Source organism: Pseudomonas sp. M20 (assembly GCF_045037865.1).
Classification (GTDB): domain Bacteria; phylum Pseudomonadota; class Gammaproteobacteria; order Pseudomonadales; family Pseudomonadaceae; genus Aquipseudomonas.
In genome coordinates, this window is the sequence record NZ_CP173611.1 from 2,141,168 (window position 1) to 2,155,151 (window position 13,984).

The 13,984-nt window shown below is 54.5% G+C and carries 13 protein-coding genes; 6 read left to right on the forward strand and 7 right to left on the reverse strand.

Annotated elements, in window-relative coordinates:
* Window positions 1–60 precede the first annotated feature (60 nt).
* From ACI514_RS09650 to ACI514_RS09670, 5 genes are all read left to right on the forward strand, one after another.
* Window positions 61–1,221: an MFS transporter gene (locus tag ACI514_RS09650; RefSeq protein ID WP_405123646.1), complete on the forward strand. Its 1,161-nt coding sequence runs from the start codon at window positions 61–63 to the stop codon at window positions 1,219–1,221.
* A gap of 459 nt (window positions 1,222–1,680) precedes the next feature.
* A complete protein-coding gene (locus ACI514_RS09655) occupies window positions 1,681–1,998 on the forward strand; it encodes an antibiotic biosynthesis monooxygenase family protein (protein WP_060743005.1) in 318 nt (105 codons plus the stop codon).
* Window positions 1,988–2,272: a LysR family transcriptional regulator gene (locus ACI514_RS09660; protein ID WP_405123647.1), complete on the forward strand. Its 285-nt coding sequence runs from the start codon at window positions 1,988–1,990 to the stop codon at window positions 2,270–2,272. The genes ACI514_RS09655 and ACI514_RS09660 overlap by 11 nt, the downstream gene beginning before the upstream one ends.
* A gap of 56 nt (window positions 2,273–2,328) precedes the next feature.
* The gene (locus ACI514_RS09665; protein ID WP_405123648.1) at window positions 2,329–2,817 is read left to right on the forward strand and encodes a cupin domain-containing protein; all 489 of its coding nucleotides are present in this window, start codon (window positions 2,329–2,331) and stop codon (window positions 2,815–2,817) included.
* Between the two features lie 498 nt (window positions 2,818–3,315).
* Entirely contained in the window at window positions 3,316–4,344 is a 1,029-nt protein-coding gene (locus tag ACI514_RS09670; protein ID WP_405123649.1) for an alpha/beta hydrolase, read from the forward strand.
* Window positions 4,345–4,512: 168 nt separating this feature from the next.
* Here the strand turns inward: ACI514_RS09670 and ACI514_RS09675 are convergent, their stop codons facing one another.
* The 6 genes from ACI514_RS09675 to ACI514_RS09700 all read right to left on the reverse strand — a co-directional run bounded on the left by ACI514_RS09675 (window position 4,513) and on the right by ACI514_RS09700 (window position 11,644).
* Window positions 4,513–5,418 carry a LysR family transcriptional regulator gene (locus ACI514_RS09675; RefSeq protein ID WP_095058161.1) on the reverse strand — a complete coding sequence of 302 codons (906 nt, stop codon included), beginning with the start codon at window positions 5,416–5,418 and terminating at the stop codon, window positions 4,513–4,515.
* Window positions 5,419–5,534: 116 nt separating this feature from the next.
* Window positions 5,535–6,446, reverse strand: coding sequence for a LysR family transcriptional regulator (locus ACI514_RS09680; RefSeq protein ID WP_095973881.1), 912 nt, complete (start codon window positions 6,444–6,446; stop codon window positions 5,535–5,537).
* A 69-nt stretch (window positions 6,447–6,515) separates the two neighbouring features.
* Complete coding sequence (gene ttdB / locus ACI514_RS09685) at window positions 6,516–7,124, reverse strand: L(+)-tartrate dehydratase subunit beta (RefSeq protein ID WP_048392943.1); 609 nt, start codon at window positions 7,122–7,124, stop codon at window positions 6,516–6,518.
* Window positions 7,121–8,020, reverse strand: a complete 900-nt coding sequence (gene ttdA / locus ACI514_RS09690; RefSeq protein ID WP_172898744.1) for a L(+)-tartrate dehydratase subunit alpha — start codon at window positions 8,018–8,020, stop codon at window positions 7,121–7,123. Before ttdA ends, ttdB begins: the two co-directional genes overlap by 4 nt.
* 149 nt (window positions 8,021–8,169) lie before the next feature.
* Window positions 8,170–9,504: a carbohydrate porin gene (locus tag ACI514_RS09695; protein ID WP_405124209.1), complete on the reverse strand. Its 1,335-nt coding sequence runs from the start codon at window positions 9,502–9,504 to the stop codon at window positions 8,170–8,172.
* 1,054 nt (window positions 9,505–10,558) lie between these two features.
* A complete protein-coding gene (locus ACI514_RS09700) occupies window positions 10,559–11,644 on the reverse strand; it encodes an AbrB family transcriptional regulator (protein WP_405123650.1) in 1,086 nt (361 codons plus the stop codon).
* 130 nt (window positions 11,645–11,774) lie between these two features.
* On the opposite strand from ACI514_RS09700, the gene ACI514_RS09705 reads away from it, so the two are divergent.
* On the forward strand, window positions 11,775–12,671 hold the full coding sequence (locus tag ACI514_RS09705; RefSeq protein ID WP_405123651.1) for a LysR family transcriptional regulator: 897 nt from the start codon (window positions 11,775–11,777) through the stop codon (window positions 12,669–12,671).
* Between the two features lie 38 nt (window positions 12,672–12,709).
* Here the strand turns inward: ACI514_RS09705 and ACI514_RS09710 are convergent, their stop codons facing one another.
* Window positions 12,710–13,903, reverse strand: a complete 1,194-nt coding sequence (locus tag ACI514_RS09710; RefSeq protein WP_088500315.1) for an MFS transporter — start codon at window positions 13,901–13,903, stop codon at window positions 12,710–12,712.
* Window positions 13,904–13,984: the final 81 nt, after the last annotated feature.

A 13,984-nucleotide genomic window follows, 5' to 3' on the forward strand; every position in this document is an offset into this window, starting at 1 on the left:
TTTGATACGCAAGGCATCAATGCGCCTTCGCAAGAACGCATCCGACTAAGGAGTCTGCCCATGAGTGCCCATAGTGGCCGCCTGCCTATGATCGGGCTACTTGCCCTGTCCACTACAGCGTTTCTCACCATTCTGACCGAGACGATGCCGGCAGCGGTTCTGCCTGCGATGTCGGAGAGCCTTGAACAGCCCCCCGCTGGTATCGGTTTATTGGTTTCCATCTATGCATTGGCCTCCGCTGCAGCCGCAATCCCCATTGTGGCGCTCACTCGAAGTCTGCCTCGCAAATCGTTGTACATCATGCTCGTGCTGAGCTTTGCAGTGGCTAACGGTATTACCGCCATCTCGACGTCTTATGCGCTGACGGTCGCGTCACGGGTGGTGGCTGGCCTGGCCGCAGGAGTTGCCTGGCCGGTCATCTGTGGTTATGCCATCCGCTTGGTCGATCGCAAAGACATGGGACGGGCTGTCGCGATTACCCTGGCGGGGAGTACCGTGGCCATGGTCGCCGGTTTGCCCCTGGGTAGCATGCTGGGCTCATTGCTTGGATGGCGTTTCAGCTATGGATTGCTTTCGCTGCTCGCGCTGCTTGTCATCGTTTGGGTTTTGCTGGTCGTGCCACCCATGCCGGGAGAGGAGCGCAAGGACGGCACTTCGATTCATGACGTCATTCGCACCCCGGGGTTGAGAGTGATCTTGCTGTCGGCTTTCTGCGCGATCCTGGCTCATTACACGCTGTACACCTATATGGCGCCGCTCGCGGAAAAAACCAGGCTGTCAGGCGGGACCGCTCAGGGCCTGTTTCTGTTCGGTACGGGCGCCATCCTGGGCGTACTGATCGCCGGACGTTTCGTCGATACGAGGCTGCGGCTCATAGCGACCACCGCGTTGACGTGCACGGCTGTGACGATGGTTGTGCTGATAGCGGCTCCGTATCAAATGATCGCTTCGGCTGCGATATTTGTGTGGGGGGCTTCGTTCGGCGGCATGCCTACTGTTTTCCAATCAGCGACGGGGCGGGTGGCAGAAGATAATGCGGAGCTGGCAACGGCGATATTGACGACCATCTACAACTTGGGGATTTTTGGCGGAGGTGCCGTAGGTGGTTTGCTCCTAAGCTACTTCGGGATAGTAAGTCTCTCGGGTTTTGCGCTGCTCATCGTTAGCGCTTCCCTCGTGGTGGTCATGGGAGGGAGGCGTCACGCCTTTCCACGGCAGTAAATTATTGCGGGATATATCTCCCTGGAAGAGCGCGGCGTAGATGCAATCCTCACGACCGCGTTTCATTGCTGCCGAATGTTCAGTCGGCATTCACCGAATCGCGACCCGGCGATGTTCAAGTGATGCCATTCTGTTTATCGCGATACCTCTTAACTCGTTGTTTTCATTGGTGCCTTCTTGATTCGGCGACATCTGCCTTTGTAGGACGCGCCGCTCATGGCTTAGCCACCGTTGTTCAACGGGACTCGTGGTGGCGCAGTTCAAGCACGAGCACTGTTGAGAAAAGCTCATGAGCGTATCAACAAGGTGCCGTATAGCCAGCGGCCAATGCCGGAGCTAGCTTTGTCTCGCGGGTGCGGAAGAAATGCTTTCGTTGGATGCGGGACTTGAACGCGCGCACCACAGGCGTTGCACGCAGTTGTCATTTAATTTTATTACCCATGCAAAGCAGGGCCGGATATGAATATCGCCGCAGTTAATACCTTGGAGATTCGAGTGATCGAAGAGGTTGACCAACACTTTGAACAGCGTTTAAAGGCGTACGCGGAGACTTTTGAAAAAGTACACGGATGCCTGGGCTATAGCGTGATTCGCAGCTCCCGCGATCCTGGTTTGTGGGTCTTCAGTGGCTACTGGAGCGCGGCATCGATGATGACTGAGCACTTTGAGAGTGAGTCGATGACGGCGTTGGTCAATCATTTGGTAACGTCATGTTCCAACCTGACGTTTGCCAGTTTCACGCCCCAAATCGGAAGGGGACCGCACGATGAAGCTTGATGAAGCGCTATTTACGGCGATCGATCTCAATGCCTTGTTCATTCTCTTGGTGGTCTATCGCGAGCGAGGCGTGACGCGGGCAGCCGAACGACTGAACGTAAAGCAGCCAGCGGTGAGCAATACGCTGGCGAAGCTGCGCGTCCACTTTAAAGACCCCTTGTTTATCCGACGTTCGAGGGAGCTGGTGCCCACGGCCAAGGCCAACGAAATCGTGCGGGGGTTGGCGCCGGCATTGATGAGGATCCAGGACGTTATACGCCCCTCTGGAGGATGATCGGCAGTGCTGTCCCTTCTTTTTTTTGAGTACCCATTTCAAGCAGGAGCTTATCGATGAGAATAACGTTTGCCGTGTCAGTGCTGAGCGCAACCTTGATGATTTCAAGTTCGTTGCACGCTGCCGATGAGCCTGAGAACACGATGCAAATTGCCAGAAACGGGGAGCAACCTTCTGTCCTGGGCTCGTCCAGCAATTTCGTCGGCACCGTCAGGGTTGATCCATTATTTGCAGCGCGACCGCCATCAAGGGTTACGGCAGGTGCTGTAACCTTTCAACCAGGGGCCCGATCAGCTTGGCACACTCATCCTGCGGGCCAGAATCTGATCGTCACCTCCGGCGTTGGATGGATCCAGCAAGAAGGGGGGGAGAAAATCGCCATCAGGCCTGGCGATGTGATTTGGACACCTCCGGGTGTAAAGCATTGGCACGGGGCCACGAATTCCACTGGCATGACGCATTTGGCAATTCAAGAGGTACAGGACGGGAAAAATGTCGAGTGGCTGGAACCGGTTACTGATGAGCAGTACGGGCACTTGCAATGAAGCCCACCAGGCATCTGCGGTTCCACGCGGTCTAGTCTGAAACTGGGATGGAAAAGTCGACAACTAGGTTTGCATTATTCTGTTACATTGATGCTTGGCGCAGTGGGTCGCCGGTATGTTTTTTGTTATTGATTGAAGGGCAGGTCGATGAGCCTCCCGGAATCCGTGGGCGGTCCCTGAGCTGCCGCTAATAAAATCGTCAGTGCACCAGTCCTCTGTCTCAGGCGATTCGACCTCTATTAATTACTTTTATGCATGGTGCCATTCAATTGGATGTGGTGTTTTTCGGGCAGCGCCTCGAATACATTGACGTCGACGAATTGATCCTTTGTGGGCTTAGACGTAATGCCATGAAGGGAAGTGCCCAGCATAAAAGCCCAATGCCTCGTTCAGCGTAGCTGGCCAACTGGATTGGACTCTACTGGCGTTCATCGAGCCTGGGTCAGGCCGCAGTCGTTCTGGATGTCCACACATCGGTTCTTAATTAGGAACAACACCATGAAGAAATTATTTTTAACGCTGGCCCTGCTGGCTAGTTCGTTTACTGCGATGGCAGCCGATATGTCCAACGGCGCGAACAACTTTTTCAAGAGTGATAAGGTGACTGAGCAGAAGGTATCCTTCAATAATCAGTACCGCATGAAAGTCGTTGGGAATCTGTATGTGCCGAAGAATTTGAATAAGGCCAACAAAAGCCCTGCGATTATCATTGGCCACCCGATGGGTGCGGTCAAAGAGCAAAGCTCAAACCTTTACGCTCAGAAACTCGCTGAACAAGGCTTTGTGACCCTTGCGATAGACCAATCATTCTGGGGCGAAAGCGAGGGACAACCGCGTAACGCCGTGGCGCCGGATATTTACTCCGAAGCGTTCAGCGCAGCGGTCGATTACCTGGGAACCCAGTCGTATATCGATCGCAACCGCATCGGCGTTCTCGGTATCTGTGGCAGCGGCAGCTTTGTCATCAGTGCGGCAAAAATCGACCCTCGGATGAAGGCGATTGCCACCGTCAGTATGTATGACATGGGCGCAGCCAACCGCGACGCGCTCAAGCACTCGCAAACACTTGAACAGCGCAAGCAGATCATCGCAGAGGCGGCTGAACAGCGTTATGTGGAATTCACGGGTGGCGAAACCAAGTACACCGGCGGCACCGTGCATAAACTGGACGCGAACACCCATCCCATCCAGCGCGAATTCTTCGATTTCTATCGCACGCCTCGCGGTGAGTTCACCCCGGCCGGGTCGTCGCCTGACGTGACGACGCATCCAACGCTGACCAGCAACGTGAAGTTCATGAACTTCTATCCGTTCAACGATATTGCGTCGATTTCGCCTCGTCCTATGCTGTTCATCGCAGGTTCTGAAGCACACTCGCTGGAATTCAGCCAAGAAGCCTTCAAGCTGGCGGGTGAGCCTAAGGAATTGTTCATCGTGCCAGGCGCAGGCCATGTGGACTTGTATGATCGGGTGAATCTCATTCCGTTCGACAAGCTGACTTCTTTCTTCCGGACCAACCTGAAGTAACCCATCTTTGAAGCCGCAACTGCCCGGTTTGTACAGGATGTTGTGGCTTCAAGTCTGAACGTAGGTCGTAGTGCGCATCGCTTGACTTGCCCTTGGTGGAACGTTCATCCCTTGAGTCTTCATGGCTCTTTCAGGCCCTGCACGCTGTGCAGGGCCTTTTTTTATCCGTCATGACTCGTGTCGCAAGGCGGCGATCAATAACGTCATAGCCCCTGAGGGTTGCCTACGGCTTGGGTAATAGAGATGAAGTCCTGTCCACAGGGGGCACCAGTCCTTCAGTACCGGAATCAGGTGGCCGGCCTTGACGTAGGGCTCGGCGATGTCTTCAGGTACATAGGCGATACCCAAACCGGCAATGGCTGCGTCAAGGCAATCATAAATGCTGTTGTAAATCAGCTGACCGTCAACCCGAATGTTAAGCTGTCGACCATCCTCCCCGAACTCCCAAGGCCACAATCCACCATGGGTGGGAAGACGCAGATTGATGCAATTGTGCTGCATCAGGTCTTCGGGCGTCTCTGGTTTTGGGCGACTGGCGAAGTAGCGCCTGGTCGCTACTGCGGTAAATCGCATGTCGGGACCGATGCGTACGGCGATCATGTCTTGGGCCACCGCTTCACCCAATCGAACGCCGGCATCGAAACGATCCGCAGCGATGTCGATGAGTCCATTGTCTGCGAACAGTTCGACTTTTATCCCAGGGTATTTCGGTAGGAATTTCTTTAGTTTTGGCGAGATGATCGATCGGATGGCGTGATCCGATGCGGTGATGCGTACGGTCCCGGTTGGGCTTTCGCCCAGTTCTGACAATGCCAGTAATTCAGCGTCTATCTCTTCGAAGCGGGGGCCGACCGTTGCCAGTAGTCTTTCACCGGCTTCCGTTGGCGAGACTGAGCGGGAGTTGCGCGCGAGCAAGCGCGTGCCCAGATTTCGCTCCAGTGAGCTGACGGCATGGCTGACCGCCGATTGAGACAGGCCAAGATGCGCCGCTGCTCGAGTAAAACTCTTTTCGCGGGCGACGGCAATAAAGGCCATCAATCCACCAAAGGATTGCTTAAGGATGTCGTCTTGCATGGCTTGAATGATCTTCGTGAGTGCGCATGAACAATAACATTCTGGTGCATTGTTCGCAGAGCTTACAGCGCGCAGGCCTTGCTATGCGCCGAGATGGTCGTGGTGAGGCAGCAGGACTATTCCCGATCTTCGATATGGTCGATCTGTTTGAACCGTTCAATCAGAAAGTCAATCAGGTGCCGGACTCGTGCCGAGAGTTGCAGTTGCTGTGGATAGACTGCATAGACGTCAGCGTGGGTGGGCATATGGTTTTCCAGTACGAGGCGCAGTCGTCCGCTACGCACATAACGAGCTATATCCCATTCGGCTCTGAGCAATAGCCCATAACCTTCCAGCGCCCAGTTCAAGGCAACTTCGCCGTCATTGCAGCACAGGGCGCCGTGTACCTTTATATTTTCCGTTCGTTCGCCGTTAGCGAATTTCCACACGCCGTAGGGCGATTCATTCTGACGAATAAAGATGCAGTTGTGGTGTTGCAGGTCCGTCAGTTTTTGCGGCGTTCCGTACTTTTCGAGATAGATAGGGGAGGCGCAAAGCAGGCGGCGGTTGGAGGCGATTTTACGTGCGTGGAAGGCAGCGTCTGGCAACGTGCCGAAGCGAATGCCCAAATCGAAGCCGTGGGTGGCTAGGTCCAAAGGATGGTCGCTGATCTCTAGCTGAATCTCCACTTCCGGGTACAGGGCGTAGAAGGCGGCCAGGGCGGGTCCGATATGGCGACGGCCGAAACCGAGCGATGCATTCACCCGTATCAGGCCCTTGGGCGTAGCGCGACGGCTGCTGACGAGCTGTTCTACCTCGTCGATCTGGGTCAGGATGCGGGCGACGTGGGTGTAATACAGCTCACCTTCTGCAGTAAGGCTCATCGATCGTGTAGTTCGATTAACGAGCCGCACCCCCAACCTTTTCTCCAGCGCGGAAAGTCTTTTGCTGATTGCAGGAGGGGTAACGCCAAGTTTTCTGGCGGTTGCGACAAGGCTGCCTTGTTTGGCTAGCAAGTGAAAAAAAGCCAGGTCTTGAGCATTGTTCATGCTTGATTCCAAAGTGTCTTCTGATAAAGAACGGCCGCCACGGTGCCAGGTCGCGGCCGATCTACCAGGTCACTTGATGAAGCGAACCTGAGCGTTGATTTTATCGATGATTGCACCTTTGCGTTCGTTAAATCGCGCTTTGTTTTGTTCGAAAAGGTTATTGCCTTTGGTGTCGATGGAGATGATCAGCGGACCGAACTCCCGGACCCGGTTAACCCAAAGGGTTTCCGGCATGCCAAGATCCTGCCATTCAGCCCGTTCGATCTCCTCCACCTTGGTGGCCGCAAGGACTGCACAACCGCCAGGGAATACGGCATGCACGGCCTTGTTCTCCAGGCAGCCTGCGGTGGTTTCGGGGCCCATGCCACCTTTGCCAATAATCATCTTGACGCCGGTTTCCTCGATGAACTGCTTTTCGAACTTCTCCATTCGCATGCTGGTAGTTGGGCCAATGGACACCATCTCAAAGCTGCCATCATCTTTTTTACGCACAATGGGGCCCGCATGGAAGATTGCCCCGCCGCGCAAATCTACCGGTAGTTCACGTTTGAGCTCGATGAGGCGTCGGTGAGCCACGTCGCGGCAGGTGACCAATTGCCCAGTCAGGTAAACCACGTCGCCGACATTGAGCTCTGCGAGATCTTCGTCCTTGATAGGTGTGTTGAGGACTTTAATCACAGGACTACTCCTTCATGGGAGAGGATGTCGTAGGACAGGTCGGCATTGATGCGGATTTTGCCGCGGCGATGTGCCCAGCAACCGGTGGAGACGGCAACGCCGATGGTCGATGGATGGCGCGCTGAAGACTCGATGTTCACACCCATCACACTGCTGTTGCCGGTCAGGCCCTGTGGGCCGATGCCGACCTCATTGAGGCCTTCCTCAAGAAGCCGTTCCATCAAGGCTGCATTTTCGTTGGGATGGCTGGAGTCGACTGGTCTCAGGATGGCCCGCTTGGATAAACGGGCGGCTGTCTCTACGGAGGTGGACACGCCGACGCCCACCAGCAACGGCGGACAAGCGTTCACGCCGCGGGAGGTAATGACGTCGAAAACAAATTCCGTTACGCCCTCGTAGCCTTGACCAGGCATCAAAACCTTAGCGGAGCCCGGTAGTGTGCAACCACCGCCAGCCATGTAAACATCGATCATTGCGTAATCGGCGTCCGGGATAATCTCCCAGTCAAGCCACGGAATTTTGGAGCCCGTGTTGGTCCCTGTGTTCTTTTCGACGAAGGTCTCTACGGCGTTATGACGTAGCGGGCCTTTGATGGTTGCTTCCAGAGTTGCATTTTCCAGAATGTTTTCAAGTTCCCCCAATAGCGGGAACTTGGCACCTGCTGCGATAAAGTACTGAATCACGCCGGTGTCCTGGCAGCTCGGTCTGTCGAGCTTGTCAGCATAGTCCTGGTTTTCCGCCATGGAGTCGTAGACGGCGATGGCCAGCGGATTGGTTTCCGCTGCGCGCAGTTGGGCGGTCTTCTTTTTTACGTCGGTCGGCAAGCGCTTACCAATATAGGCAGTAAACTTGGCCATGACGTCAGTCAACGATTCAACGGCTGCTTCTTTATCCACTTCTATTTTCCTCATCGCATCACTAGGCTTATTGGTTTGTATGGCTGGTGGGCCTGTTGAAGAGTTTCTAATTATCGTCGGCTGCTTAATCGAGAGTTAAACCAGCGCGTTGCGCTGGTTTAACTATTTCATCTGGATTCAGATTTGGATTACAAGCTGGTCTCAAACTTCAAACCTGCGACCCACGCGTCCTTGACTTCACTGACACCGCCGGGGTTACCAACAAACTGGATGTTGGGGCGCACGGTTAGCCATTTGGTGACGCCGAACCCGTAGTAGATTTCCATGTTGGTTTCCGAACCTTGCGTCGGCGTGTAGCGAGGATCGTCATAGTCGCTGACGCCCGCCAGGTCGTTCATTTGTTGTTGGTTATCCTTGTAACGTTCATTTACATGGATATTGGAGATGGCGACGCCGATCTCGTCATTTGGACGGGATTTGAACGGCGCGGTATAGAAGACGCCTGCTTGAACAGAGCGATCAATCATACTGGCGGCTTTGTCATGCACGGTGGCATAGGCAAACACCGACACCCCGCGAGCGGCGAAGTCTGGGTCTTTCCAGACTTGCTGTTGCGCAGCAATCCATGCGCCGTGTTTGCTATCGCGGGATTTGGGCGCGCCATTTTCTTCAGTGTTGACGTCGTTTGCGTTACGGCTGCTGTAATAGGCCCCTACGCGATATTCCCCTGGCAGCCGTCCGGCTCCCAGCGACGTGGTATGGACCAGCTCGACAGGTACCAAGGTACCCTCATTGCCGCTGCCGCTGAGTTTGAAGCCGTTACCTATTTCCAGGTAGGACGGGTTCTGCTCGTACGCACCAATCTGCGCATAAGTGTTATCGCTCAATGCAACCTTGACCCGGCCCGCCCATTGAGTGATTGGCCAGTTATAAATGATATCGCCGGCCCAGTTACCCGGCTGCGCGCCGCAGAATGCCAAGTTCTGGAATTTGCAGGGAAAGCTGCCGAAGTCCTCGCCAAAGTTCATGCGGCCCAGTTTGATATCCAGCCCGCCGTCAAAGAATTTCTGACGATACCAGAGTTGCGTAAGGCGCCAGGTCTGGCCGCGCCCGTATACCTCTTGAACCTGACTGATGCCGCCTACCCGAGGATCGGTGATGACATCATTGGTGAGATTGCGCCCGTTACGATCCGATATCGTGAATTGAAAATCAGCGTCTTCCCAACCGAGTATTTTCTCAAGGTCAAAATTGCTCATTAGCGCAAGTTGGTCGGTATACCGCGCCGTGGTGTGCGAGTCGTAGCCACCGGCCAGATTCGTCGCGGCGTCGCCCGTGTAGAGCACGTTAAAGGTATAACCCTTTTCCAGTAATTCTGAGCGTAGGCCGCCCCAGTCACCCAACATCCAGGGGGACTCGGGATTGAAGGCTTCTTGCGCCTGACTGCTGGTCGCTCCGCAAAGCAGCAGTGCCATTGATATCTTGTTCCGGGTAATGCGGTTCGAGTGGGTAATCATCTTGATCTCTGCTTTTGTTTTTGTTGGTCAGATAATTGAGCGCACCCTGCTGTCGACCGAATACTGAGTATCGGCCTAAGGGTGTAGTGCAATGGCATTGAGTAGTACGACGCGGCTAGTGTTTTTCGGCGATAGCGACCTCTAAGGTTATTAATCGGATATTTTTAGGGGCGAAGCGCTTAACTAGGCTGGCTTCGGAAGACAGGCAGAAGACTTTAGAAGTGGCTTTGATGGGGCAGGGTGCAACAGCTCACAGGGGGCAAGAGAACGTGTGCTCATATTTACCTTGGCCATGGAGCGACTCTCCGATTCTGATTGTTATGGAGAAGATTCATTCGTGACTTCGTTATAAATACCTATGAACTTTCACGCTGTGCTGGCTAGCGTGATTGAAAATTCCCAGGTCAGTGTCTTTGCAGCCGAGTTCTGCTGGATTCGTGCCCATGGGCCCTTGATGGTCGGTCAAGGACGGAGTGGATCAGTCGTCATTGGGCATGCGCCCGAGCAGCAATGCTCGCTTTGCTCGATATGAGACTGTCACCTGTCATTCGCTTGCGGCGCTGTTGCAAATATGCACATGGTGGGATTTTTAGTCAACAGTCTGTTTTTTGTCTGGTTCCCATTTTTAGCAAAGGATCTGGGGATTTTTCTGACTATAAAGACAGGTAAAATTTTTAAGTATCTGAAAAAAAATGAATTTTTTGTACAAATAGAAGTTGAGGTTGATGCCTAAAAGCTAATGCATGGCGGCTTATTTTTTTAGAAAAATCTTATTGTGGGATTTATTTAATGAAATGGTTGCGTGTATTCATGAGCTAAACCACAGTGAACTCGTCGCTGCGCGCCTAAGCCAAAGCGCTCATTCGATGCCGATACGTTGTCAGCGGAGAGTTGGCCTGGCATGCGGTGGCTGATGCATCGTCGAAACGAGTTTCTCAATGATGCGCAGGGGAGCTAGATGTGCGGCAGTTGTGCGCTGCCGTCTCTTGGAAGGTGAAGGGGGATAAAGAGGCGCGGACGCTGGCATCTGCGCTGGAGATCGTTGCGGTGAGGCTCAAGTCTATAACGTTATCCGACGGTAACTGCCCAAGCGAATAATCAATCGGGCCACAAAAGCCCCCGTCAAGATGACCGCAAACAGTCGTAGGGTCTGCATGGCCAATACCAGACCTACATCGGAGTGCGTGTCCACCGCGATGATCGCCATCGTATCGAGCCCCCCTGGGCTCGTGGCCAGGTAAATCGAGAGGAAATCCTTGTTCAACACTGCTGCCAACAGCCACGCAGACAATGCGCACAAAGCGATCATCAGGAGCGCTCCGAGTATCATCGCCGGCAATCGCCGCCAGACGTATTTGACGGTCATTCGATCAAAGCGCAAGCCAACGTAGCAACCAATAGCACCGTAGGCGATAGCGAGTAACCAACTGGGCAGGGTGATATGCAACAGGCCACTGATCTGTAACGCTCCGCCCAACATTAGCGGCATCAGCAGCGCACCGGCCGGCAATCGATTTCCCAACGCCACACCGATTAGTAGAGTGACGATTGTGAGGACCAGATGCAGCAGGCCGAAGCTTTGCAACGCGACGTCTGCAGCATGCACCTCGCTTCCTCCGACCGGTGCTTCCAGCAAGTTGCTCACCAACGCACCGATCATTACCACGCACACCACGCGCACATATTGCATCGTGGCGACCACTCGGGAATCGGCGCCATATTCGTCAGCCATCAAGACAATGGCAGAAGCTGCGCCTGGCGATGTACCCCAAGCTGCGGTACTGGCCGGGATGCCCATCCACACCAACGCGAGCCCCACCAGCGCGCTAAGGCTTACCGTCACCACGGTCGCAAACAGCATCATTGGCCAGGACTGTGCTATCGAAACGAGTACGGCGAGTGTCATCGAATGAGCGACAAGAATGCCGATGCAGCCCTGGCCAAGCTTGAAGGCGTAGCGGTGCAGTCGAATGGTCGCACCGCATACGCCGAACATGATGGCAACCAGCATAGGCCCCAGGAATTGGCCTGCGGGCACCTCTAGAAACCTCAGCAACTGACCGCCCGCTCCAGCCAATAGTGCAAGCGCCAACCATTGAAGCGGCGCGGGGTAGATATGCAGGGAAAATCTGGCAGAAGAAGACAAGAGTCGTACTCCAAAACGCTGGTCGCCGCGAGGGCGTGGCATCGCTATCGATGTGCTGATAATTATTGATACCTAGTTTGATAAAGTCTATTTTCTAATATCGATTGATTGATAACTTTGGTTGATGGATATGGACCTGCGTGATCTTGCCTATTTTGAAATCATCGCCGAGTTGGGGCACCTGGGCCGGGCTGCGCAAAAGCTCAACCGCAGTCAGCCAGCACTGACTAAAAGCATCCAGCGGCTTGAGGAGTCTCTAGGGACCCGGTTGTTCGAGCGCGATGGGCGGCGGATTAAGCTCACACCAGTGGGGGAGTTGCTGAAAGTGCGTGGCAAACAGCTGCAGCAGAGCGTTGCCGAAACCCAGCGAGAAATACGTGATTTTGCAAACGGTGTGATGGGAAACATCCGCTTGGGCTGCGCAGCCTCTATGGCTGATCACCTGCTTCCACACCTGACCGCGACGCTGCTTTCGCGTGCGCCGCAGATCACCTTGAACTTGGTGATCGGCCAAGACGATTTACTGCGCGAATCACTGTTCTCCGGGAGGCTGGATATGGTGATTTGCCCACAATACGAAGCGGATCCGTTACTGCAGTTTCATGCCCTGTTTGACGACGAGGCGGTGGTGGTCGCCAGCCGTCATCATCCGTTATTCAGCGCCAGTTATGAGTTGCGCGATTTGTGTCAGTACCAATGGGTGTTGCCGGCCTCCACTGTGCCGGCGCGGCGCTGGATAGACAATGTGTTCCAGTCCAGGGATCTGCCTTTACCTCAGGTACAGATCGAAACCACCTCGATCTCTTTGTTGCCACGCCTGATTGGTGAAACCAACCTGCTGAGCTTTCTAGCCAGGGAGACCCTCGAAGACGTCAAGGGGGTCACGCACCTTCGTGAGGTGAGACTGAAGGAGACCACTATGAAACGTACTATCGTCGTTTTTGTCCGCGCGGGCGCCTATTTATCGCCGGCCGCACAAATGTTGCTGAGTGTCCTTAAAAACGATGGAACCATTTTATTGGGCTAGCGGATGCTATTGGCAGCCGCTTGCCTCGATTGGGCCTATCAAGCCGGCGAGGACTGGGTGAGCCGCTCACCGTTTCCAACCACCAGTGCTGCCAGGATGAGCAGTGCGCTGCCGCCGATTAGAGGGGCAGCCACCGACACATGATCCAACAGGCTCCCGCCGAACGCGCCGCCGACCATGATCGCCATCTGAATAGCTGCAACCATCAACCCACCGCCAGTTTCTGGCTCATCGCTCACCTCTTTGGCCAGCCAGGTCGACCAGCATACCGGGATGGCTGAATACAGCATCCCCCAGCCAAACATCATGATGGCGGCGGCCGCGAAGATGTATCCAAGCTCGGCCAAAGCCACCGTCATGACAGCCAGGGCCACTGGCAACCAGCGCAACAGTTGGAAGAGAAACTGTTTTTCCAGCAGCCGACTGACGAGGTATGTACCTCCGAAACCGGCGATACCCAGGCTTAAGAGCAAAACCGACAGTTGGGTCGAGTCAACGCCAGTGACTTGTTCCAGAAATGGGCGCAAGTAGGTGAAGGCGGTAAACGTACCACCGAAAGTCAGCATGGCGGCCAGCAGACCGAACATTACATTTCTGCGTTTCAGTACGCCGAACAGCCTGGAAAGGGGAATGGTTTTTTCTGGCTGCATCTTGGGCAAGCTTTTGTATTGCCAGATCACGTTAACGATGACAATCGGCACCAGCGCAGCGAACACGAAGCGCCATCCCAAATGGCCTCCCACGTAAGCCCCAATCGGCGCGGCAAATGCAGCGGCCACCGAATGCCCCATGTAAATCATGCCTAAGGCTTTAGGCACCGAATCCTCGGGGACTATTCGCAGGACAGTGGCAGTGGATAAAGCCCAGAAACCGCCGATGGCGACCCCCAAGAAGGCTCGGGCAATCATCAACCAAGTGAAGCCAGGCGCCAGAGCGATGACTACCAGCGAAACAAGCATCAGCACGGTCATTGAAATCAGGACATGACGTCTATCGAAGCGTCCGGCGATAGAGGCGATGCAGAGGCTTGCCACCACCGCAAAGAAACCGGAAATGGAAATCGCCTGTCCAGCCATCCCTTGAGAAGTATGAAGGTCGTTGGCGATTGGAGTCAGCAGACTCACGGGCATGAACTCTGCCGCGATCAACAGAGCGACGCAGAGTGTCAAAGACCCCACGGCGCTCCAGATCCGGCTGTCGACCTGGGCCGAAGTAAAAGTTGAGGTAGTCATCGTTGTTCCCATGAAATAGCCGATACACAACGCCCCAAACGATTGGGGCACTGCGCAAATGGACGAATGAATGCAAGGAAA